Source organism: Pseudomonas sp. Cab53 (genome assembly GCF_018325965.1).
In the GTDB taxonomy this organism is placed as follows: Bacteria; Pseudomonadota; Gammaproteobacteria; order Pseudomonadales; family Pseudomonadaceae; genus Aquipseudomonas; species Aquipseudomonas chlororaphis_E.
Map to the genome: position 1 here is coordinate 4,733,074 of NZ_AP021902.1, position 22,845 is coordinate 4,755,918.

18 protein-coding genes, 4 tRNA genes and 1 riboswitch are annotated in these 22,845 nt (G+C 61.8%); of the genes, 3 read left to right on the top strand and 19 right to left on the bottom strand.

What is annotated here, in order from left to right:
* Positions 1 to 4: 4 nt before the first annotated feature.
* Positions 5 to 1,786, bottom strand: coding sequence for a ShlB/FhaC/HecB family hemolysin secretion/activation protein (locus KI241_RS20575; RefSeq protein WP_042728506.1), 1,782 nt, complete (start codon positions 1,784 to 1,786; stop codon positions 5 to 7).
* Between the two features lie 280 nt (positions 1,787 to 2,066).
* Positions 2,067 to 2,143 (bottom strand) — tRNA-Arg (locus KI241_RS20580).
* 525 nt (positions 2,144 to 2,668) lie between these two features.
* On the opposite strand from KI241_RS20580, the gene KI241_RS20585 reads away from it, so the two are divergent.
* On the top strand, positions 2,669 to 2,995 hold the full coding sequence (locus KI241_RS20585) for an Arc family DNA-binding protein (protein ID WP_003178899.1): 327 nt from the start codon (positions 2,669 to 2,671) through the stop codon (positions 2,993 to 2,995).
* A 130-nt stretch (positions 2,996 to 3,125) separates the two neighbouring features.
* On the opposite strand, the gene mgtE is transcribed toward KI241_RS20585, so the two are convergent.
* On the bottom strand, positions 3,126 to 4,568 hold the full coding sequence (gene mgtE / locus KI241_RS20590) for a magnesium transporter (RefSeq protein ID WP_042728507.1): 1,443 nt from the start codon (positions 4,566 to 4,568) through the stop codon (positions 3,126 to 3,128).
* Between the two features lie 322 nt (positions 4,569 to 4,890).
* Between mgtE and KI241_RS20595 the strand changes: the two genes are divergently transcribed.
* Entirely contained in the window at positions 4,891 to 5,394 is a 504-nt protein-coding gene (locus KI241_RS20595; RefSeq protein ID WP_212802944.1) for a cell envelope protein SmpA, read from the top strand.
* 40 nt (positions 5,395 to 5,434) lie between these two features.
* On the opposite strand, the gene KI241_RS20600 is transcribed toward KI241_RS20595, so the two are convergent.
* The 7 genes from KI241_RS20600 to ltaE form a co-directional block, all read right to left on the bottom strand.
* Positions 5,435 to 5,511: transfer RNA gene (locus KI241_RS20600), tRNA-Arg, on the bottom strand.
* Positions 5,512 to 5,583: 72 nt separating this feature from the next.
* A tRNA-Arg gene (locus KI241_RS20605) sits at positions 5,584 to 5,660 on the bottom strand.
* 106 nt (positions 5,661 to 5,766) lie between these two features.
* Positions 5,767 to 5,857: transfer RNA gene (locus KI241_RS20610), tRNA-Ser, on the bottom strand.
* A gap of 62 nt (positions 5,858 to 5,919) precedes the next feature.
* Positions 5,920 to 6,108: a carbon storage regulator CsrA gene (csrA, locus tag KI241_RS20615; protein WP_003178872.1), complete on the bottom strand. Its 189-nt coding sequence runs from the start codon at positions 6,106 to 6,108 to the stop codon at positions 5,920 to 5,922.
* Positions 6,109 to 6,291: 183 nt separating this feature from the next.
* The gene (locus tag KI241_RS20620) at positions 6,292 to 7,533 is read right to left on the bottom strand and encodes an aspartate kinase (RefSeq protein WP_042728509.1); all 1,242 of its coding nucleotides are present in this window, start codon (positions 7,531 to 7,533) and stop codon (positions 6,292 to 6,294) included.
* 87 nt (positions 7,534 to 7,620) lie between these two features.
* Positions 7,621 to 10,242: an alanine--tRNA ligase gene (gene alaS, locus KI241_RS20625; RefSeq protein WP_042728510.1), complete on the bottom strand. Its 2,622-nt coding sequence runs from the start codon at positions 10,240 to 10,242 to the stop codon at positions 7,621 to 7,623.
* 145 nt (positions 10,243 to 10,387) lie between these two features.
* On the bottom strand, positions 10,388 to 11,392 hold the full coding sequence (gene ltaE / locus KI241_RS20630) for a low-specificity L-threonine aldolase (protein WP_212802945.1): 1,005 nt from the start codon (positions 11,390 to 11,392) through the stop codon (positions 10,388 to 10,390).
* A gap of 266 nt (positions 11,393 to 11,658) precedes the next feature.
* Positions 11,659 to 11,826, top strand: a riboswitch (FMN riboswitch).
* 100 nt (positions 11,827 to 11,926) lie between these two features.
* Between ltaE and KI241_RS20635 the strand changes: the two genes are divergently transcribed.
* Positions 11,927 to 12,433 carry a 6,7-dimethyl-8-ribityllumazine synthase gene (locus KI241_RS20635; protein WP_042728512.1) on the top strand — a complete coding sequence of 169 codons (507 nt, stop codon included), beginning with the start codon at positions 11,927 to 11,929 and terminating at the stop codon, positions 12,431 to 12,433.
* Between the two features lie 252 nt (positions 12,434 to 12,685).
* Here the strand turns inward: KI241_RS20635 and astE are convergent, their stop codons facing one another.
* The 9 genes from astE to KI241_RS20680 form a co-directional block, all read right to left on the bottom strand.
* Complete coding sequence (astE, locus tag KI241_RS20640; protein WP_042728513.1) at positions 12,686 to 13,693, bottom strand: succinylglutamate desuccinylase; 1,008 nt, start codon at positions 13,691 to 13,693, stop codon at positions 12,686 to 12,688.
* A gap of 12 nt (positions 13,694 to 13,705) precedes the next feature.
* The gene (locus KI241_RS20645; protein ID WP_042728514.1) at positions 13,706 to 13,993 is read right to left on the bottom strand and encodes a hypothetical protein; all 288 of its coding nucleotides are present in this window, start codon (positions 13,991 to 13,993) and stop codon (positions 13,706 to 13,708) included.
* Positions 13,994 to 14,062: 69 nt separating this feature from the next.
* Positions 14,063 to 15,409, bottom strand: coding sequence for an N-succinylarginine dihydrolase (gene astB, locus KI241_RS20650; protein WP_042728515.1), 1,347 nt, complete (start codon positions 15,407 to 15,409; stop codon positions 14,063 to 14,065).
* Positions 15,410 to 15,539: 130 nt separating this feature from the next.
* A complete protein-coding gene (astD, locus tag KI241_RS20655) occupies positions 15,540 to 17,009 on the bottom strand; it encodes a succinylglutamate-semialdehyde dehydrogenase (protein ID WP_185057644.1) in 1,470 nt (489 codons plus the stop codon).
* Complete coding sequence (gene astA, locus KI241_RS20660) at positions 17,006 to 18,031, bottom strand: arginine N-succinyltransferase (protein ID WP_042728517.1); 1,026 nt, start codon at positions 18,029 to 18,031, stop codon at positions 17,006 to 17,008. Before astA ends, astD begins: the two co-directional genes overlap by 4 nt.
* A gap of 43 nt (positions 18,032 to 18,074) precedes the next feature.
* Positions 18,075 to 19,094, bottom strand: coding sequence for an arginine/ornithine succinyltransferase subunit alpha (gene aruF / locus KI241_RS20665; protein WP_042728518.1), 1,020 nt, complete (start codon positions 19,092 to 19,094; stop codon positions 18,075 to 18,077).
* 212 nt (positions 19,095 to 19,306) lie between these two features.
* A complete protein-coding gene (locus KI241_RS20670; RefSeq protein ID WP_042728519.1) occupies positions 19,307 to 20,527 on the bottom strand; it encodes an aspartate aminotransferase family protein in 1,221 nt (406 codons plus the stop codon).
* A 412-nt stretch (positions 20,528 to 20,939) separates the two neighbouring features.
* A complete protein-coding gene (argR, locus tag KI241_RS20675; protein WP_042732895.1) occupies positions 20,940 to 21,920 on the bottom strand; it encodes a transcriptional regulator ArgR in 981 nt (326 codons plus the stop codon).
* A gap of 113 nt (positions 21,921 to 22,033) precedes the next feature.
* A complete protein-coding gene (locus KI241_RS20680; protein ID WP_042732894.1) occupies positions 22,034 to 22,798 on the bottom strand; it encodes an ATP-binding cassette domain-containing protein in 765 nt (254 codons plus the stop codon).
* Positions 22,799 to 22,845: the final 47 nt, after the last annotated feature.

Sequence of the window (22,845 nt, forward strand, 5' to 3'; positions counted from 1 at the left end):
CACCTCAGAATGACCAGATGACGGTGAACGCGCTGGTCACGTTGGCCGTTTCGAAGCCATCGGGCTTCTTCAATGGCGTGCCAAACGACCAGTCATAGGACAAGCCCTTGTAGCCGCCCCGCAGACCCACCACGGCCCCCGCCAGGCGCTTGCCGATCAGGAACTCGCTGGAAGGACCACTGACTTCGCCATAGTCGATGCCGGTGTAGAGCTCCTGGCCGGTCTGTCCCAAAAACAGGCCGACTTCGTTGCGCAGGGTCCAGCCACGGTCGGCGGACAGAATGTTTTCCCCGTCGAAGCCCCGCACGCTGTAGCGCCCGCCAATCGAGAAGCGGTCCTGGGGCACCAGCGGCGTCCGGTTCCATTGCGCGCGCCAGCCGCCGATGTAGCGCAGGCGCTGGTCGCTGACCTGGAACGGCACCTGCAACTGGGCATCGGCAGTGATGATCTGCGAGCGTGAAGTGCCTGCGTCGAAATCTTCTTCGGGTGCCCTGAGCGCGTCATGGGCCCCGGTGCCGCGGCGGTAGGCAGCGCCCAGATCGAGAATCGAGGCGCCGATGAACTCGCGATGGTTCAGCCCCAGTTGCCAGCCGGCCATGCGCCGTTTCTGGTTGCCGATCTCGGTGTCATCGATGAAGTTCTCCGAAGAGCGCGTCCACAGGCTGCCCCACGCGGTGGTCTTGCGAACGGCGTCGCGGTACAGCAGGCGTGACAGGCGCAGTTCGTTGTTACGACTCTCGCCACGGTACTGGTAGGTCTGGTTGGCGCCGGCGACGGACTGTTCGTAGTTGTATTCACTGGTGGTGAAACCCAACTGCCAGTAACCGAACGGCAGCGAATAATGCAGGGTGTTGCCATCGGAACCGCGATGGCCGGACTCACCGCCACCCAAGTCGTGGTTGACGCTGGCGTAGAACAGGTCGTTGAGCGACAGCAGGTTGTCCAGGGACAGCGACACATTGCCCTGGTACTTGCCGGTGGTCTTGCTGCCCGAATTGTCCACCGACAGGCTGACGCGGGCCGGGAACCGCTGGGTCCAGGCAATCACCACGTCGCTCTCACCGGGCTTGGCGTCGGCGGCACGGGCCGGTGCGATCTGGATATCGGCTTCGGCGGTCGGCACGCGCTTGAAGTTTTCCAGCGCCTGCTCGATGTCCCGCAGGTTGAGCAAGTCGCCGGGACTGGCCGGCATCGCATTCCAGGCATTGGCCCGGGAACTGGTGCCCTCCTGGAAGCGAATCTCGCGGATGCGCCCCGGCACCAAGGTCAACACCAGGACGCCACTGTTCAAGTCCTGGGCTTCGGCAAGCACCCGAGTGGTGACATAGCCAGCCTCGATGATCGCATTCTGCATGCGCTTCATCGTCAGGTTGATCCCGGCGCCCCCCAGGCAACGCCCGATGGCCGGGTCATGCTTGGGGTTGGCGGCGCGCAAGGCCCATTGGAATTTTTCCGACGCCTCGCCAATCAGCCGGATGTCATCGATGGCGAAGCAGGGGCTTTCCTTGGCGGGCAGGCGATCGGCACCTTCCGCGACGGGTGCCGCTTGCAGGCGCACATCCGGCCGGGACTCCAACTGATCACGCAGCACCCGCTCACGCTCACGCTGACGCAGCAACTCTTCCTCCGGCCCAGCCGCCTGCGCAAGGCTCCCCGCCCCCACCGTCCAGGCGGCCAGCAACAGCAGCGCAAGCCGCTGGGCGTTGGGTGAAGAAGAACGAGCGCCGTCGACAGGGCGACGAGCAGTGCGTGATTGACGCGTTCGGCAGGGTGCGGCTGCGCGCATGACACATCCTTGTGGCTTGAGTCCAGGAATACGGTGAGCATCGGCACTGATGCCCCTCAAAAAGGCGCGTAATTAGGAAGTTTCCTACAACGTACCGAGACGGTCAGATTGCCATCAGGTGAGAAAGTTTCGCACCAGGCACACACGTTTGTTACACAGTCGAAAAAATGGGCACTGGTTCACAGCACCGGGCCGCAGGAAGGCCGTGCTGGGGCGACGTCACGCCAATCGATCATGTGAATATAAGGAGGGGTATGCGGCAGGAGGCCGGCTGAAGTAATGGTGTCCCAGGGCAGGTTCGAACTGCCAACCTTCCCCTTAGGAGGGGGATGCTCTATCCAATTGAGCTACTGAGACACGAGTCGACCGCGAGAAACGCGGTGCGCGGAACGGCGTGCATGTTAGCGACCTGCCCTGCGTTTGTCATGTCGTCGCTGTTTTTAAGTGTAGGCAAATGGTGCGGCGGGCCCGCTTCGATGATTCCAAGCGTTGAATGGCAGTCGCCATTCATCCGTCCTTGAGCGGTTTAACCTAGTAAATCGGCCAATTGCCACTATCCTATACAAGACAAGGACAGTGCGTGTTTTTTGTACCAGGCGGGTTATCCGCCAGACGGTATGGCACAACGACACGATACGGCGGTCACACATCCTGACCTGTTGATTTTTCCAACCAGTCCGCATTTTTTGACGAAGGGTACTGGCATAACGCCTTTACGCGGATCAGAATTTGTCACAGAATTGGCGCCAATGATCTGGCAATTTTGAGGCATGATGCGGGCCTCTTAACGATTCAGGTTGAACATTTGGCTTTGGAGCTTGTCCTATCGACATCCTGCGGCCAATCCCGAGAACCGCTCCCCTGAACTAACCGGTTAAATATATGCGCCCATTGAAACAGGCAATTTATTCCAGCCGTACGGCTGACAAGTTCGTCGTACGTCTGCCAGACGGAATGCGGGAACGCATTGCCGAGGTGGCTCGCAATCATCACCGCAGCATGAACTCTGAAATCATCGCGCGCCTTGAGCAAAGCCTGATCCAGGAAGGCGCGTTGGGTGAAGAGTTGAGCATGCGCCTGGACAGCCCGGAGCTGTCGTTGCATGAGCGCGAGTTGCTTCAACGCTTCCGACAACTCTCTCACCGCCAGCAAAACGCCCTCGTTTCGCTGATTGCCCATGACGCAGAGATGGCCGCAGACGCGTCCTGATCGAACGCATGAATCAAAAGCCAGCCTTGCGCTGGCTTTTTTTTGCCCGGAATTTGCCCAGCGCGTGCAAGGGATGAATGCAACGGTGGCGAGGGAGCGAACGCCCTCGCCACCGTGAATCAGGCGAATGTCAGAGCAGGAAGATCGTCGCCAACCCCAGGAAGATGAAGAACCCGCCACTGTCGGTCATCGCGGTAATCATCACGCTGGCCCCCATGGCCGGGTCGCGTCCCATCCGCGCCAGGGTCATGGGAATCAAGACCCCCATCAAGGCTGCGAGCAGCAGGTTAAGCGTCATCGCGGCGGTCATCACCACCCCCAGCGACCAACTGCCATAGAGCAGATAAGCCACCACACCGATCACGCCGCCCCAGATCACGCCATTGATCAAGGCCACCGCCAACTCCTTGCGCATCAAGCGCGACGTGTTGCCGGTGCTGACCTGATCCAGCGCCATGGCGCGGACGATCATGGTGATGGTCTGGTTGCCAGAGTTGCCGCCAATCCCGGCAACAATGGGCATCAATGCCGCAAGCGCCACCAGCCTCTCGATGGAACCTTCGAACAGGCCGATGACCCGTGAGGCGACAAACGCCGTGATCAGATTGATTGCCAGCCAGGCCCAACGGTTACGCAGGGATTTCCAGACCGAGGCAAAGATGTCTTCTTCTTCGCGCAGACCAGCCATGCTGAGGACTTCGCTTTCGCTTTCCTCACGAATCAGGTCAACCATTTCATCGATGGTCAGACGGCCGATCAGCTTGCCGTTCTTGTCGACCACCGGCGCAGAAATCAAGTCATAACGCTCGAACGCCTGGGCGGCGTCATAGGCGTCTTCGTCCGGGTGAAAACTCACCGGATCGCTGGCCATGACCTCGGCCACCTGTTTTTCCGGATCGTTGACGAGCAGGCGCTTGATGGGCAGCACGCCCTTCAACACGCCGTCGTAATCGACCACGAAGAGTTTGTCGGTGTGCCCTGGCAGTTCCTTGAGGCGACGCAGATAACGCAAGACCACTTCAAGGCTGACGTCCTCGCGGATCGTCACCATCTCGAAGTCCATCAGCGCACCGACCTGCTCCTCGTCATAGGACAGCGCCGAGCGCACGCGCTCGCGTTGCTGGCCGTCGAGGGTTTCCATCAGTTCGTGGATAACGTCCCGAGGCAGCTCGGGCGCCAGGTCGGCGAGTTCGTCGGCGTCCATCTCCTTGGCCGCCGCGAGCAACTCGTGATCATCCATGTCGGCGATCAGGGTTTCCCGGACCGAGTCGGACACTTCGAGCAGGATGTCACCGTCGCGGTCGGCCTTGACCAGCTGCCAGACCGTCAGGCGCTCTTCCAGCGGCAAGGCTTCAAGGATGTAGGCGACGTCGGCGGAGTGCAGGTCATCGAGCTTGCGTTGCAGCTCGACGAGGTTCTGCCGGTGGACCAGGTTCTCGACCCGGTCATGGTGCGGACCTTCCTGGCGATGCGTCAGGTCTTCGACGACCCGCTGGCGCTGCAGCAGCTCGACGACTTGAGCGAGGCGGTCCTGAAGGCTTTCTTGTGTTTTCTTTACTTCTACTTGGGTCATAGGCGAACTCCACTCCCAGCAGTGGAGCACGCCGGAAGGATCAATCAGTCAATTCATGATTGGCAAAACGGGATATTGAGTAACTACTGGGTAAGTCCATGGAGATATTCCAAAGCCCCGGCGGGGCTGACGGGCGCAATCATACACCGCTTGACGCTTTAAAACGTTAAAAAATCATGGCAAGAACAAGCGCTTGCGACACAAACCTGAACCCTGGCTGAACCTGTCCCGTTACGACGACTTATCCTGAAAAGAAAACACGCGCCCTGCGGTAAATGTAGCGGCTACCCTTGTTTTTTTCAGCGCCAAGGAGGCCGCCCGGATGCCTGTCAGCCACTACCTGCTTCTGCTCGCCAGCCTGCCCTGCCTGCCCCTGTGGGCGGCCGGGCAAACGGTGCATCGCTGCGAGAACAGCGCCGGGCAGGTGACGTACACAACCCTGAGCTGCGGGCCGGGAGAAAACCTTTCGCTGCAACGGATCAATCCGTATCACCCTGGCACGGTCTCGCCGACGACCGAATCGATGCTGCCGGAAGCCGAGCACCGGCAACTATCCGGCAACAAAACGCCGCGCAAGGAACCGACCGTGGTCGGCCAGTTCGAAGACCGCTGCGCCAACCTCATCACCGCCCGGCAACGCCGCGAAGCCATCATAGGCCGAAGGATTCTCGCCGGCATGAGCCAGCAGGATGTGGAGAGCGCCTTGGGCAAGCCGCACTCGATCAAGGTCAGGAATTCGAGCACGCGGTACACCTACGCAACGAAGAAAGGCCGCAGCGCCGAGATCGTGTTCGATGAGAAAGGATGCGTGAAAGGCAAATCGTAGACAGCAAAAAGCCCGCGTTAAAAGCGGGCTTTTTGGTGTTTGGTGCACTCGACAGGATTCGAACCTGTGACCGCTCGGTTCGTAGCCGAGTACTCTATCCAGCTGAGCTACGAGTGCAAGTTGTGGTTTTATACCAGATCACAACTGGTTGAAGCCAAGTTTTTTGCATCGCTGCAAAAAACTCTTAAATGGTGCACTCGACAGGATTCGAACCTGTGACCGCTCGGTTCGTAGCCGAGTACTCTATCCAGCTGAGCTACGAGTGCATTTGTTGCCGCGCATTATAGGTCGTCAAATCCTTTTGTAAAGCGCTTTTTTCAGTAATTTCAAGCACTTACTGAACAAGCCAGGTTTGACGCACTAAACGAATAATGGCGGAGAACGGGGGATTCGAACCCCCGACACCCTTTTGAGGTGTACTCCCTTAGCAGGGGAGCGCCTTCGGCCACTCGGCCAGCTCTCCGCAACACGGGGCGTATATTAACCACCTTCCTCCCCGTTTGCAAACATAAAAATCGATAAAAATTAATGGCTTGGTTCGTCGTCCTTCTCTTTCTTGATACGCAGGTAAATTTCCTCCCGGTGCACAGCGACCTCTTTCGGGGCGTTGACGCCGATACGCACTTGGTTTCCTTTGACGCCGAGCACGGTCACGGTGATTTCGCCATCGCCAATAATCAGGCTTTCTGCACACCGACGAGTCAGAATCAGCATACCTTTCTCCTCACGCAATTCAGTTCAGGGACAACAGTCGGCAAAAAAAGGCATTGGACCTGCAACCGAAACGGTCGAAGCCTCCAAGCCTAGTATTGACCAGCGCGGGCAAAAGAACAGTTTTGGGACGCGCCATTCAAAAAAACAAAGGGCGCGGCCCAGCCGCGCCCTCAAGGACAACGCTTACTCGCCCTGTCGGGCAGCGGCGTCGAGTTCGAAAGCCGTATGCAGGGCGCGCACGGCCAGTTCCAGGTACTTCTCTTCGATCACCACGGACACCTTGATTTCCGAAGTGGAGATCATCTGGATGTTGATGGTTTCCTTGGCCAGGGCTTCGAACATACGGCTGGCCACGCCCGCGTGCGAGCGCATGCCGACACCGACGATCGAGACCTTGGCGATCTTGGTATCGCCGACCACTTCCCGGGCACCGATCTCGCCTGCGGTTTTCTTCAGGACCGCTTCGGCAGCCGGGTAGTCGTTGCGGTGCACGGTGAAGGTGAAGTCGGTGGTGTTATCGTGCGAGACGTTCTGCACGATCATGTCGACTTCGATGTTCGCGGCACTGATCGGGCCGAGAATCTTGAACGCCACGCCGGGGGTGTCTGGCACGCCACGGATGGTCAGCTTGGCTTCATCGCGGTTGAAGGCGATGCCGGAAATGATCGGCTGTTCCATGGATTCCTCTTCATCGATAGTAATGAGGGTGCCCGGACCCTCTTTGAAGCTGTGCAGGACGCGCAGCGGAACGTTGTACTTGCCGGCGAATTCGACCGCCCGGATCTGCAACACTTTCGAGCCGAGGCTGGCCATTTCCAGCATCTCTTCGAAGGTGATCTTGTCCAGGCGCTGGGCCACAGGCACCACGCGTGGGTCGGTCGTGTAGACGCCATCCACATCGGTGTAGATCTGGCATTCGTCAGCCTTGAGGGCCGCTGCCAGCGCCACGCCGGTCGTGTCCGAACCGCCACGGCCGAGGGTGGTGATGTTGCCGTGCTCGTCCACGCCCTGGAACCCGGCGACCACGACCACGCGGCCCGCCTTCAGGTCGCCGCGAATCTTCTGGTCATCGATCTGCAGGATACGCGCCTTGTTGTGCGCGCTGTCCGTCAGGATACGAACCTGGTTGCCGGTGTAGGACACCGCCGGCACGCCACGCTTGATCAGCGCCATGGCCAGCAAGGCGATGGTCACCTGCTCGCCGGTGGAAACGATCACGTCCAGCTCGCGGGGAACCGGTTGCTGGTCGCCGCTGATTTGCTTGGCCAGATCGATCAGACGGTTGGTCTCGCCGCTCATTGCCGACAGCACAACCACCAGGTCATCGCCCGCATCACGGAATTTCTTAACCTTGTCGGCGACCTGTTCGATTCGTTCGACAGTGCCGACCGAAGTGCCGCCAAATTTCTGTACGATCAAAGCCATTTCAAAGCCGCCTCTGCCCATGAAGGGCGCCCAATAATCACAACAGCGACCGGGCCCGCCACTAGACCGCGAACCCGGGGCGCTGCCTTAAATACCCTGCTCTACAAATGCAACGGTCTGGGCCAGTGCCGCGTCCAGTGCGCCGACGTCGGTACCGCCGCCTTGCGCCATGTCCGGACGACCACCGCCCTTACCGCCCACTGCCGCAGCGGCCTGCTTCATCAAATCACCGGCCTTGAGTTGGCCAGTCAGGTCCTTGGTCACGCCTGCGACGAGAACGACCTTTTCCTCATGGACACTGCCGAGCAGGATCACTGCGCGGCCGAGTTTGTTTTTCAGTTGATCGACCAGCGCCAGCAGGCCCTTGCCGTCCTGGCCGTCGAGACGCACGGCCAGCACTTTCACGCCCTTGACGTCCACGGCCTGGGCCGACAGATCGTCGCCCGCGGCGCTGGCGGCCTTGGCCTGCAACTGCTCCAGTTGCTTTTCCAGCAAGCGGTTGCGCTCCAGCACAGCCGACAGCTTGTCGATCAGGTTGTCGCGGCTGCCCTTGATCAGGCTTGCCGCTTCCTTGAGTTGTTCTTCGGCCGCGTTGAGGTACGCCAGGGCCGCAGCGCCGGTGACCGCCTCGATACGGCGCACGCCGGAGGCCACGCCGCCTTCGCTGACGATCTTCAGCAGGCCGATGTCGCCGGTCCGGTTGGCGTGGATACCGCCGCACAGCTCCACGGAGAAATCCCCCATGCTCAGCACGCGCACGCTCTCGCCGTACTTCTCGCCGAACAGCGCCATCGCGCCCTTCTGTTTGGCGGTTTCGATGTCGGTTTCTTCGGTCTCTACCGGGGAGTTCTTGCGGATCTCGGCATTGACGATGTCTTCCAGCGCCTTGAGCTGCTCCGGCTTGATGGCTTCGAAGTGGCTGAAGTCAAAGCGCAGACGCTGGCTGTCCACCAGCGAGCCTTTCTGCTGGACGTGCTCGCCCAGTACCTGGCGCAGCGCCGCGTGCAGCAAGTGGGTGGCGGAGTGGTTCAGCGAGGTGGCATGGCGCACCTCGGCGTCGACATGGGCTGCCACCGGAGCCGCGACCATCAGGCTGCCGGAAGCCAGCACGCCGTGGTGCAGGAACGCGCCGCCGGTCTTGGTGGTGTCACGCACGTCGAAGCGCGAATTGCCGGCCTGCAGGTAGCCGCTGTCGCCGATCTGGCCGCCGGACTCAGCGTAGAACGGTGTCTTGTCCAGCACGATCACGCCTTCCTGGCCTTCGCTCAGGATGTCGACCGATTGCCCGTCCTTGTAGATGGCCACGATCTTGGCCGAACCGGTGGTACCGGCATAACCGGTGAATTCGGTGGCCACGTCGACCTTGACCAGGCTGTTGTAGTCCATGCCGAAGGCGCTGGCCGAACGCGCACGTACCCGCTGGGCTTCCATCTCGCGCTCGAAACCTTCCTCGTCGAGGGTCAGGTTGCGCTCGCGGGCGATGTCGCCCGTCAGGTCCATCGGGAAACCGTAGGTGTCGTACAGCTTGAACACCACATCGCCCGGCACCACGGTGCCCTTGAGCTCGGCCAGGTCCTGTTCGAGGATCTTCAGGCCTTGTTCCAGGGTCTTGGCGAACTGCTCTTCCTCGGCCTTGAGCACGCGTTCGATGTGTGCCTGCTGGGATTTGAGTTCCGGGAAGGCATCGCCCATCTCGGCAGCCAGGGCCGCCACGATCTGGTAGAAGAAGCTGCCCTTGGCACCCAGCTTGTTGCCGTGACGGCAGGCACGACGGATGATCCGGCGCAGCACATAGCCACGACCTTCGTTGGACGGCAGCACGCCGTCGGCAATCAGGAAGCCGCAGGAGCGGATGTGGTCGGCGACCACTTTCAGCGAAGCCTGGTTGTCGTTGGTGCAACCAATGGCCTTGGCCGAAGCGTCCAGCAGGCTCTGGAACAGGTCGATTTCATAGTTGGAGTGAACGTGCTGCAACACCGCACTGATCCGCTCCAGGCCCATGCCGGTGTCGACCGACGGCGCAGGCAGCGGATGCAACACGCCGTCGGCGGTGCGGTTGAACTGCATGAACACGTTGTTCCAGATCTCGATGTAGCGGTCGCCGTCTTCTTCCGGCGAGCCGGGTGGGCCGCCCCAGATGTCGGCACCGTGATCGTAGAAGATCTCGGTGCAAGGGCCGCACGGGCCGGTGTCGCCCATGGTCCAGAAGTTGTCGGAGGCGTAAGGCGCGCCTTTGTTGTCGCCGATGCGCACCATGCGCTCGGCCGGGACACCGACCTCTTTGGTCCAGATGTCATAGGCTTCGTCATCGGTGGCGTAGACCGTGACCCACAGCTTGTCCTTGGGCAGGTTCAGCCACTTGTCGGAGGTCAGGAAGGTCCAGGCGAACGTGATGGCGTCGCGCTTGAAGTAGTCACCGAAGCTGAAGTTACCCAGCATTTCGAAGAACGTGTGGTGACGGGCGGTATAGCCGACGTTTTCCAGGTCGTTGTGCTTGCCGCCGGCGCGCACGCATTTCTGGCTGCTTACCGCACGGGTGTAGGCACGTTTTTCCTGGCCCAGGAAGCAGTCCTTGAACTGGTTCATCCCCGCGTTGGTGAACAGCAGGGTCGGGTCATTGCCCGGAATCAAAGAGCTGGAGGCTACTCGGGTATGGCCTTGCTCTTCGAAGAAGCGAAGGAAGGCTTCACGGATTTCTGCGCTTTTCATTAGGTTCTTCCACGGAGGCTGCGGCCAAAGGCCTGTGCAAAACGTCGACAGACGAAGCAACGGCAAAGGGCCGCATTATATCGGCCCTTCGCCTGGGGTACAGCGTGTTATGCGATAGAAACTGTCAATTGGCTCGCTTGGGCGATCAGTTGCCGGAAAATTCGACGAAAGTGGCGATCACCTGGTCGATTTGCGCGCGACTGACATCCAGGTGAGTCACCATCCGCAGACGTGGCGCAGCACTGAGCTTGATGCCCCGCTCGGCGGTAAACGCCTTGAGCGCCTCGGCGCGCTCGCCCATTTGCACGTAGACCATGTTGGTCTGCACCGGCTCGACCTCATAGCTCGCCGCGCGCAAGCCCTCGGCGAGTCGCAGGGCGTTGGCGTGGTCATCGGCCAGGCGCTGGACCTGATGGTCCAGGGCATACAGCCCCGCCGCTGCCAGGATCCCGGCTTGGCGCATGGCGCCGCCAACCATCTTGCGCAACCGGCGCGCCTTGCCGATCAACTCGACACTGCCGCACAGGACCGAGCCAACGGGCGCGCCCAGGCCCTTGGAGAGGCACACCGAGACCGAATCGAAATACTGGGTGATGTCCCGCGCATCGACCCCAAGCTTGACCGCCGCGTTGTACAACCGTGCGCCGTCCAGGTGCAGCGCCAGGCCGTGCTCGCGGGTGAAACGCCGGGCCTGGGCCAGGTAGTCCAGCGGCAGCACTTTGCCCTGCATGGTGTTTTCCAGGGCCAGCAGGCGGGTCCGGGCGAAGTGGAAGTCGTCAGGCTTGATGGCGGCAGCCACCTGGGCCAGGTCCAGGGAGCCATCGACTTGCACTTCAAGCGGCTGCGGCTGGATCGACCCGAGTACCGCCGCCCCGCCGCCTTCGTATTTATAGGTGTGGGCCTGTTGGCCGACGATGTACTCATCGCCGCGTTCGCAGTGGGCCATCAATCCCAGCAGGTTGCTCATGGTGCCGCTGGGCACGAACAATGCCGCCGCAAAGCCCAAGCGCCCGGCAAGTTCGGCTTCGAGGCGATTGACGGTCGGGTCTTCGCCGTACACATCGTCGCCGGTCGGTGCGCTGGCCATGGCATCGAGCATGCCGGCGGAAGGTTGGGTGACCGTGTCACTGCGAAGATCGATAACACTCATGAATCTGGCCTCGGGTTCTGGTGGCGGGAATTCCCTTTCGAAGGGCAATTACTGCGGTCATGGGCAGGAATAATCAAGCCTGACCCCAGGAAAACACCACCTGTACCTGAAGATTAATCAAAACACTCCTGTGGGAGCGAGCTTGCTCGCGATAGCGGTAGTGCATCCAGCATCAACGCAAGCTGAACTACCGCTATCGCGAGCAAGCTCGCTCCCACAGTAGGTTATGTGTTAAAAATCCTCGGCAGCCAAAAACCATGGCGGCAAAACGTTCTCAGGGCGGGGTGTAATTCCCCACCGGCGGTAATTGCACGCAAGGTGCATAGCCCGCGAGCGCTTGGCGATACACGGCTTCTGCGGTGTGGCGGCAAGGTCAGCAGACCCGGTGTGATTCCGGGGCCGACGGTCATAGTCCGGATGAAGAGAGAACGGGATTGACACCCAAGGGCCGCTTGCGACCGTCTGTTCGCGACGTACCCTCGAATCCCCTTCGATTCATGACGCCCTGTTTTTCACACAAACAGGAACCAGAACATGCAACCCACTGCAATCGATAGCAAAACCAAACACTCGGGCGAGCGCGTCGCGTTCATCCAGGCCTGCTGGCACAAGGAAATCGTCGACCAGAGCCGCAACGGCTTCGTCGCTGAAATGATCAACCAGGGCTATCAGGAAAGTGATATCGACTTCTTCGAAGTCGGCGGCGCCTTTGAAATCCCGCTGCACGCCAAGCTGCTGGCCAAGTCGGGCCGCTACGCCGGCATCGTCGCCGCCGGCCTGGTGGTGGATGGCGGTATCTATCGCCACGAGTTCGTTGCCCAATCGGTGATCAGCGGCCTGATGCAGGTTCAACTGGAAACCGAAGTGCCGGTGTTCTCGGTGGTGCTGACGCCCCATCACTTCCACGCCGGGGAAGAGCACCAGAAGTTCTTCTTCGAACATTTCGTGCACAAGGGCCAGGAAGCCGCGAAGACCTGCGCCGACACCCTGCACAAGACCCGGGCATTGCGCCGTACCGAGCCGCGTGCGGTAGCGGTCTGACGACCCCTTCCCTGTGGGAGCGGGCTTGCTCGCGAAAACGGTGTGTCAGCCGTCGCATAGGTGGCTGACCTGACGCCTTCGCGGGCAAGCCCGCTCCCACAGGTTTTCTGCTTGCCGCAGATATCGCAGCTACCGCAAAAGTAAGTGTGGGAGCGGGCTTGCCCGCGAAGGCGTTGTGTCAGCCAACTAAAATGTTGCTGTCATACCGCTTTCGCAAGCGAGCCCGCTCCCACAGTTGGAATCCGCCGCCCTTCAGGCCAGGTTCTCGTCAGTCGCCGGCACGATCAGGATCCCGGCCCGCAAGCCGTTCTTGACCTTGGGGTTGGGGAAGATGATGCGGGCGCCCTCTTCCTCGATCACCCAGCGGGTCTGGGCGATGTCTTCGGCCAGCACATAGCCTTTTTCCAGTTCCGAGAAGTTCTCGATGTCCGCCGGCAGATTCAGGCGGAAATTGTCGCTGTGCTTGATGATTTCCCGCGCCACATTGAACAGTTGCAAGCCGTCGAGCCCGTCATCCAGCTCTGGTTCGTTGCCTTCGATGATCTGTTGCAGGCGGGTTTCCAGCAGGCTGACGTTGACACCGTCGTTCTGCCCGAATGGCCGCGCCTTGCCCAGCTCCAGGGTGAAGGACTCGGCACCCAGCTGTTCGTAGGTGTAGGCGCTGAAGACGATGGACGGTTTGTTCTGCAACAGCACCGCCTCCATCCCCGCCGCCCGCAGGCGCGCCAGTTCACGGCGTGAGTGCGGGCGACCTTCCTTCCACGGGTACAGGGCAAACTGCTCGATTTTCGAGCCGCGGATGGCGGTGTGCAGGTCATAATGCAAGCGACTGCGTTCCGGGCGATTGAAGAAACTGGCGGCCAGTCGCTCCAGTTCGCAGGCGCGCAACGCCTCGGGGCCGCCGCTCAGTTCGTGACGCCCGTTGAACAGCCGGTTGACGTCCTGCTCGACGAAACGCTCGCCCCGCCGAATGGCCTCGGGGTTGCCGAACAGGAACAGAATGCGTGCCCGGGGCTTGAGGACTCCACGGGCGATGTCATGCAGCAAGCGATCGAGCAACTCGATCGGCGCGGTCTCGTTGCCATGGATACCGGCCGACAGCAGCAGGTCCAGGCCGTTATCCCGGGCTTCGGGCGGCTTGACCTCCAGCGCGCCCTCGCTCAACCAGCGCATCCGTACGCCTTCGACTGTCAGTTGAGTCTTCTCCGCCGGTTCACGGCCGGCGAGGGTCAGTTCAAGCAGTTTGCCGAGGGCGAGCATAGCGCGGTTTCCTTAATGGTCGTGGCCGCAATCCGGGCCATGGACATGGTCATCGTCGCCGACGTCCGCCGGTTCCATTTCCAGTTGCAGGCTGACCAGGTTGGTCGCCAATGGACGCAACAACAGGTTGGCGTATTCCTCGTCCCCTTCCTCGACGTCCACGCCGATCAGCAACTGGCCGCGGCCGTCCTGCTGGATCCACAGCTCCTTGCCTTGCCACATCACCGCGACGCGGGTGCAGGAGGTTTCCAGTTGGGTGCCATCGGTGTCTTCAAGAATCAGCTGCAGGCCATCGCTCATGTTTTTACGTTCTCGTCTGGGGATAAGGCAACGCGCCCTGCTTTGACTGTAGTCAGGTCGCGCGCGCTTTCAATTGATCTGGAAAGGATAAACCGCGCCAAGTTTAAGGATTTGTGTCAGTTCATCCAGTGCCGCACGGCATTCGAGCAGCAACTGCGGGTCTGCCAGGTCGTTTTCGGTCATGCGGTCGCGGTAGTGCCGTTCGACCCATTGGGTCAGCGACTCGTACAACGGCGCGGTCATGATAACTCCTGGGTTGACGGCCGCCAGCTCGGTTTCATTGAGCGCCACACGCAACCTCAGGCACGCCGGGCCACCGCCGTTCTGCATGCTTTGCTTGAGGTCGAAGACCTTCACTTCGCGAATCACCCCGCCCGAGGCCAGCAAGCCTTGCAGGTACTGCCAGACGCGCTCGTTGCTACGGCATTCTTCCGGCACGATCAACAGCATCGAGCCATCGGCACGCGACAGCAGTTGGCTGTTGAACAAGTAGGAACGGACCGCATCATCGACCGTCACCGCCGAACGCGGCACGCACACGGCCTGGAACTTCCCGCCGACCTTGGCGAGCTTGTCGCCCAGCTCGGCCAGCAGCTTGTCAGTCTCAAGGAAGGCATCCTCGTGGTAGAACAGCACTTCGCCGTTGCCGACCGCGATCACGTCGTTGTGAAACACGCCCTGGTCGATCACCGACGGGTTCTGTTGTGCATACACCACACCGTCCTCGCTCAGCCCGTGCAGGCGCGCGACGGCGCGGGACGCTTCGAGTGTCTGGCGCGCCGGGTACTTCTGCGGGGCCGGGTAACGCATGTCGAAGGCGCTGCGGCCGAACACGAAGAACTCCACGCCGGCTTCGCCGTAGGCGCGGCAGAAACGCGTGTGGTTGGCGGCGCCTTCATCGCCGAACTGCGCCACCGCCGGTAAGGCGGCGTGATGGGCGAAGTGTTTCTGGTCGGCGAACATCGCGCCCAGCACGCGACTGGTGGTGGGGTGCTCGATGCTGCGGTGGTACTTGCAGTTCAGGTTGGCGGCGGTGAAATGCACGCGCCCGTCAGCAGTGTCGGCACTCGGGCTGACGGTGGCGGCGTTGGCCACCCACATGCTGGAAGCCGAGCAACTGGCGACCAACAGGGGCATCGCTTCCTTCGCCGCCTGCTGGATGACCTGGGCATCGCTGCCAGCAAAGCCCAACCGACGCAGGGCAGCCACGTCTGGACGTTCTTGCGGCGCCAGCACGCCTTGCGTAAAGCCCATGTCCATCAGCGCCTTCATCTTCGAAAGGCCCTGCAACGCCGCTTCCTTGGGGTTGGAGGACTGCTGGCTGTTGCTCTGGGACGCGACGTTGCCGTACGAGAGCCCGCCGTAGTTATGGGTCGGCCCCACTAGACCGTCAAAGTTGACTTCATAGGATTTCATCAGCGAGGCTCCACGAGAATCTGTTTTTATAGGCATCAAATAACAACCGCGGCGCGGCTATCGCGAGCAAGCTCGCTCCCACAGGGCCTTGCACTGTCCTTGTGGGAGCGAGCTTGCTCGCGATCGGGGTTCACACCATTCTCACGCCGGGGGTCAGGGCAGCCGGCATGACGAGGCTCGGCGTTTCCAGGGATGCCACCGGGTATGCGCAATAATCGGCCGCGTAGTAAGCACTGGCGCGATGGTTGCCCGAAGCACCCACACCGCCGAACGGCGCGCTGCTGGCGGCGCCGGTCAGTTGTTTGTTCCAGTTGACGATACCGGCACGGCTTTGCAGCCAGAACTGCTGGTAACGTGCCTCCGAGTCCGACAGCAACCCGGCGGCCAGGCCATATTGCGTGTTGTTGGCCTCGGCGATCGCCGCGGGGAAATCCGCGTAGCGAATCACTTGCAGCAACGGCCCGAACAGCTCTTCGTCCGGACGCTCGGCCACGGCCGTCACGTCGAGGATGCCTGGGGTCAGCAAGGCCGCCTGGGCCTGGGGCTGGGTCATGGCCAGCAGCGGCACGGCGCCCTTGCCCAGCAGGTGGTTCTGCGCATCCATCAGCGCTTTCGCGGCGCCGAGGGAAATCACCGAGCCCATGAACGGCGCCGGTTGCTGGTCGAAGGCCCCCACCTGCAGGGCCGCGCTGACCGCCACCAGGCGCGCCAGCAACGCATCGCCCCAGGCGCCTTCCGGCACCAGCAGGCGGCGCGCGCAGGTGCAGCGCTGCCCGGCAGAAATGAAGGCCGACTGGATGATGGTGTAGACCGCCGCCTCGACGTCCGCCACCTCGTCCACCACCAGCGGGTTGTTACCGCCCATTTCCAGCGCCAGGATCTTGTCCGGGCGCCCGGAGAATTGTTGATGCAGCAGATTGCCAGTGCGGCTCGAACCGGTGAAAAACAACCCGTCGATGCCCGGGTTCGCCGCCAGGGCGATGCCGGTTTCCCGCGCACCTTGCAGCAGGTTCAGCACGCCCGCCGGCAGGCCGGCCTCGACCCAGCACTGGACCGTCAGCTCGGCGACTTTCGGCGTCAGCTCACTGGGCTTGAACAGCACGCTGTTGCCCGCCAGCAGTGCCGGCACGATGTGCCCGTTCGGCAGGTGACCGGGGAAATTGTACGGGCCGAACACCGCCACCACGCCGTGAGGCTTGTGCCGCAGCACGGCCGTGGCATCGCCCAGGGGGGCGCTCTTTTCCCCGGTGCGCTCACGGTAGCTCTGGATCGAGATCGCCACCTTGTTGACCATGCTGGTGACTTCGGTGGCCGCTTCCCACAACGGCTTGCCCGTTTCTTCACCGATGCAGCGGGCCAGTTCGTCGGCGCGATTTTTCAGGGTCGCGGCAAAGGCTTCCAGTACCTGGATGCGCTCATCCAGCGAACGCCGGGCCCACTCCGGGAACGCCTGGCGCGCCGCCTGCACGGCTGACTCCACTTGCGCCGCCGTGGCGCCCTTGCCTGCCCACAACACCTGCTGGGTCACCGGGTTCAACGACTCGAAGACGTCACCCTGGCCTTCCAGCCAACTGCCTGCGATGTACAGCGAATTCATTATTTCGACTCCCGAGCAGCGGACAACGCAACGGCACGTACCTGGTCGCCGGCGTTGAGTTGAAGGCGTTTGGCGGTCAGCGGATCGACCACCAGGGTGCCCGCGGCGAAGCGCGCCGGGGCTGCCGTGATGCGGCAGTCTTCGCGCTTGCGGTTATGGATGAGGAACGGCGTGGCGTCATCGCCCGGGGTGCCGATGGCGAGCACCAGCGCCTGGCTGTCGCGAATCGCGCGGATCTTGCCGGTCTCGCATTCCACGGCCGGGCCGGCGTCGAAAATGTCGACGTAGCCCTGGTAACTGAAGCCTTCGCTCTTGAGCATCGACAGCGCCGGCTCCGTGTCCGGATGCACCTGGCCAATCACGGCCCGGGCGTCTTCGGACAGGAAGCAGGTGTAGAGCGGGAACTTGGGCATCAGTTCGGCGATGAACGCCTTGTTGCCCACCCCGGTCAGGTAGTCGGCCTGGCTGAATTCCATCTTGAAGAAGTGCCGGCCCAGGCTTTCCCAGAACGGCGAGCGGCCGTGGTCGTCGGACATGCCGCGCATTTCGGCGATGATCTTGTTGCCGAACAGATGCGCGAATTCGGCGATGAACAGCATCCGTGCCTTGGCCAGCAGGCGGCCGTTGAGGCCATTGCGGTAGTCGGCGTGCAGGAACAACGAGCAGAGTTCGGAATTACCGGTCAGGTCGTTGGCCAGGAACAGCGTCGGGATCTCCCGGTAGATGTTCAACTCCTGGGAAGCGCTGACCGTCAGGCCGACCCGGAAGTTGTACCAGGGCTCACGCAGCCCCACGGCACCGGCGATGGCGGAGATCCCCACCACCCGACCGTCGTCGTCTTCGAGCACGAACAGATAGTCCGCGTCACCGCGCCCCGCTTCACCGCGAAAGGTCTTCTCGGCCCAGCCGACCCGATGGGCCAGGCGCTCTTCGTTGGCCGGCAAGGTGGTCAGGCCGGTGCCGGTGCTACGGGCCAGGGCGATCAGAGCGGGTAAATCGCTGCTGCGTACGGGACGAACGATCATGCTATCTCCTCAGACGGGCCGCTCACGCCACCCGCGAAACTCATTAAACCGCCACCAGGCGTACGCTGGCACCTTCGCCGACACCCAGGGCCTCGGCCGCTTCCATGTCCAGCGTCACAGGCTTGCCCGGCGCGTAATCCAGCTCCAGCAGCACAGCGCGGTAATCCTGCAACAGGGCATTGGCCACCAGGTATTGCCGGCCGGCGCCCTTGACCGGTTCGCCGATCTTGACCGGCACCACGCGGCTCTGGGCAATCGAGCGGATCCCCGAGACACGGGCATGCAGGGTCGGGCCGCCATCGAAGATGTCGATGTAGTGATCGGTCTCGAAACCCTCGCGCATCAGGATGTCGAAGGTGATCTGCGCGCGCGGGTGGACCTGGCCCATGGCTTCCTGGGCGGCGTCCGGCAACAGCGGCACGTAGATCGGGTAATGGGGCATCAGCTCGGCGAGGAAGGTGCGGCTTTTCAGCCCGCACAGACGCTCGGCGGCGGCGTAGTTGAGGTCGAAGAAATTGCGCCCGATGGCGTCCCAGAATGGCGAATCACCGTTCTCGTCGCTGTAGCCGACGATCTCGGTCACCACCGAATCGGCGAAGCGCTCCGGGTGGCTGGCGACGAACAGCAGGCGTCCACGGGAGTTGAGTTCCGACCACGGCGAGCCGACCAGTTCCGGGACCACGTAGAAGCTGGTCAGCAGGCTGTTGCCGGTCAGGTCGTGGCACTGGGAGAGCACGTGGATCTTGTTGTGGATCTTCAGCTCACGGGAGGCGTGGACGAAGGTTTCATTGCGAAAGCTGTAGAACGGTTCGGAATAGCCCGCCGACGCGACGATCGCCGAACAGCCCGCCAACTTGCCGGTGGCGGTGTCTTCAAGAACAAAGAAATAGCTCTCCTCGCCGTTGAAACTGACTTCGGCGGCAAACGAGGCTTCGCTCGCGGCGATCTTGTCGCTCAAGCGTTCCACGTCATCCGGCAAGGAAGTGACACCGATCGGACTGTCCGCAGCCAGACGCTGTACCTCGCCCAGATCAGCCATTTGCGCGGGGCGCATCACCAGCATGGTGTCACTCCTTAACTTGAAATAAAGGGTTCGACCGAAAGGATCGATACACAAGAAAAAATACCGGGTTTACTGCCCGTCTGTGACCACCGCCCTCTGTGGGAGCGAGCTTGCTCGCGATGGCGGTGGCACATTCAACATTGATGCAAGCAGGACCACCGCTTTCGCGAGCACGCTCGCTCCCACAGTGGACCCGGTTCAGCTGAAATGGATCAAGCCTGGGTCAGCTTCGCCGCAGCCTTCTCGAAACGGTCCAGGCCGGCGTCGATGTCGGCGTCTTCCACCACCAGGCTCGGGGCGAAACGAATCACGTCCGGGCCGGCTTGCAGGATCATCAGGCCTTCCTGTTCGGCGGCGTTGAAGATGTCCTTGGCCTTGCCTTTCCAGGCATCGTTCAGCACGCAGCCGATCAACAGGCCCAGACCGCGCACCTCGGTGAACAGGCCGTACTTCTGGCCGATCTGCTCCAGGCGGGTCTTGAACTTGTCATGCTTGGCCTTGACGCCGCCGAGCACCTGCGGGGTATTGACCACGTCGATCACCGCTTCGGCCACCGCGCACGCCAACGGGTTGCCGCCGTAGGTGGTGCCGTGGGTGCCAACCACCAGGTGCTTGGCCAGCGCCTCGGTGGTGAGCATCGCCGCGATCGGGAAACCACCGCCCAGGCTCTTGGCGCTGGTGAGGATGTCCGGGATCACGCCGTAGTGCATGTAGGCGAACAGCTCGCCGCTGCGGCCCATGCCGGTCTGCACTTCGTCGAACACCAGCAGTGCATTGTGCGCATCGCACAGCTCGCGGGCGCCTTGCAGGTAGGCCAGCTCGGCCGGCAGCACACCGCCCTCGCCCTGGATCGGCTCCAGCACCACGGCGCAGGTCTTGTCCGAAACAGCCGCTTTCAACGCGGCCAGGTCATTATAGGGAACGTGGGTGATGCCGGTGATTTTAGGCCCGAAACCGTCGGAGTACTTCGACTGTCCGCCGACGTTGACGGTAAACAGCGTGCGGCCATGGAAACTGTTGAGTGCGGCGATGATTTCGTACTTCTCGCTGCCATAGCGATCGAACGCCACGCGACGGGCCAGCTTGAAGGCGGCCTCGTTGGCTTCGGCGCCGGAGTTGCAGAAAAAAGCGCGCTCGGCGAAGGTCGCGTCGATCAACTTGTGGGCCAGGCGCAGGGCCGGCTCATTGGTGAATACGTTGGACACGTGCCACAGCTTGTTGGCCTGCTCGGTCAGTGCACCGACCAGCGCCGGGTGGGCATGCCCCAGCACGTTGACTGCGATACCGCCGGCAAAGTCGATCAGCTCGCGACCAGACTGGTCCCACACGCGCGAACCGGCGCCACGCACAGGTATGAAGGCAGCAGGGGCATAGTTGGGCACCATGACCTGGTCAAAATCGGCGCGTTGTACCGCGGCTTGCTCAACGGACATCGGAGTCTCCTGAAGAGAAACACTCGCCTGGAATGGCGAGCGATGAAGGGATTGTAAGGACAGTTTTCAGCCCGGCCTTGTCGCCAAGCGACAACTTCTTATAGCGCCAACCCACGTTTTCAGCGGGTTTACGGCAATGCGACAAATTGCGTCGCAAAGGCGCAGTTTAAACGTTGCCAGGGGGTTTGAGGCACTCGCTTCCACATTTCCCTTGTCGGGCGCAACTGTAGCTTGGGAGGGGCTTATCTGTGGCGAGGGGATTTATCCCCGCTGGGCTGCGAAGCAGCCCTGAAACAGTCAATCTAATCTGTCTGGCACACCGAGGTGCCGGGTTTTGGGGGCGCTTCGCGCCCCAGCGGGGATAAATCCCCTCGCCACAGAGTAAGCTGCCACCACGAGGACCGCGCCAGTGCTAGCCGCGCTCGGACGGCACCGACGACAATTCGAACGGGCTGCTGCTGCGTCGCTGGTTGCGGTCTTCGCGGGGGGTCGCGCCGAAGAAGTTGCGGTAGGCGCTGGAGAAATGCGGGCCCGAGGAGAACCCGCAGGACAAGCCGATCTGGATGATGGATTTGCTGGTTTGCATCAGCATCTGCCGGGCCTTGTTCAGGCGCAGCTCCAGGTAATACTGGCTGGGTACGCGGTTGAGGTACTGCTTGAAGATCCGCTCCAGTTGCCGGCGGGACACGCACACATGCTGGGCGATTTCGTCGGTGGTCAGCGGCTCTTCGATGTTCGCTTCCATCAGCAACACCGCCTGGGTGAGCTTCGGGTGACTGGAGCCGAGGCGGTTCTGCAACGGGATGCGCTGGCGCTCGCCGCCCTCGCGGATGCGCTCGACCACCAGCTCTTCCGACACCGCACCGGCCAGTTCCGCGCCGTGGTCCCGGGCCAGCACCGCCAACAGCAGGTCGAGCACCGACATGCCGCCGCAGGCGGTCAGGCGATCGCGGTCCCAATCGAACAGATGGCTGGTGGCAATGACCTTGGGAAAGCGTTCGGAGAAATCATCCTGCCAGCGCCAGTGCACGGCAGCGCGGTAACCGTCGAGCAGCCCCAATTGGGCCAGGGGATAGACACCGGCGGACAAGCCCCCGATCACGCACCCGGCCCGCACCAACTGCTTGAGGGCGCTGCCCAGGGAAGAGGCGAGCACGGTCGGCGGCTCATCGGCCAGCAGGAACAGCTTCTGGAAGCCTTCGAGCTTGCCGGCCCAGGGTTCGCCGGGCAATTGCCAGGCGCCTTCGACCGCCGGCTCGGCTTGCAGGAACGAGAGCTCGTAGACCACCTCTGGATGCACCCGCTGGGCAACACGCAAGGCCTCCTCGGCCAGCGCCAGCGTCAAGGCTTTCGTGCTGGGCCAAATCAGGAAACCAATTCGATGGGCGGTCATGGCGGGCAATCCAAAGCGAAAACAGTGTTAAAGCCAGAAGCGGCTGCAACCAAGTTAGACCATCTGGCGCGCGGTGCGCAGCATGACCTAAATCGGGTGCGAAACGGGAGCGATTACTTGAGGCTGCCCGAAAGAAATTGCTGCAGGCGCTCCGATTGCGGATTGACCAGCACTTCACGCGGGTTACCGCGCTCTTCGACGATACCCTTGTGCAGGAACACCAACTGGTTCGACACTTCGCGGGCAAAGCCCATTTCGTGGGTCACCACCACCATCGTCCGCCCTTCCTGGGCCAGGGCCTGCATCACCTTGAGCACATCACCCACCAGCTCCGGGTCGAGGGCCGATGTCGGCTCATCGAACAACATCACTTCCGGCTCCATCGCCAGCGCCCGGGCAATCGCCACGCGCTGTTGCTCGCCGCCGGACATGTGGCCCGGGTAGGCGTCCTTGCGATGAGCCACGCCCACTTTGTTCAGGTAGTGCTCGGCCTTCTCGCGGGCCTCGGCCTTGGCAACGCCCAGCACATGCACCGGCGCTTCCATGATGTTTTCCAGGGCGGTCATGTGCGACCACAGGTTGAAATGCTGGAACACCATCGACAGCCGCGAACGCATGCGTTGCAGTTGCTTGGGGTCCGCGGCCTTCATCGCGCCATCCTTGCCCGCCACCAGCTTCAACTCTTCGTTGTTGAGCAGGATCTTGCCGGCATGGGGTTGCTCAAGCAGGTTGATGCAACGCAGGAACGTGCTCTTGCCGGAGCCACTGGAGCCGATGATGCTGATCACATCGCCAGCGGCAGCCTTCAGGGACACGCCCTTGAGCACTTCGTGACTGCCATAGCGTTTATGCAGGTCTTGGACTTCAAGCTTGTACATGCGGTCGGTTCTCACAAAACGTCATTCGTTGAGCAGTCGATCGGATC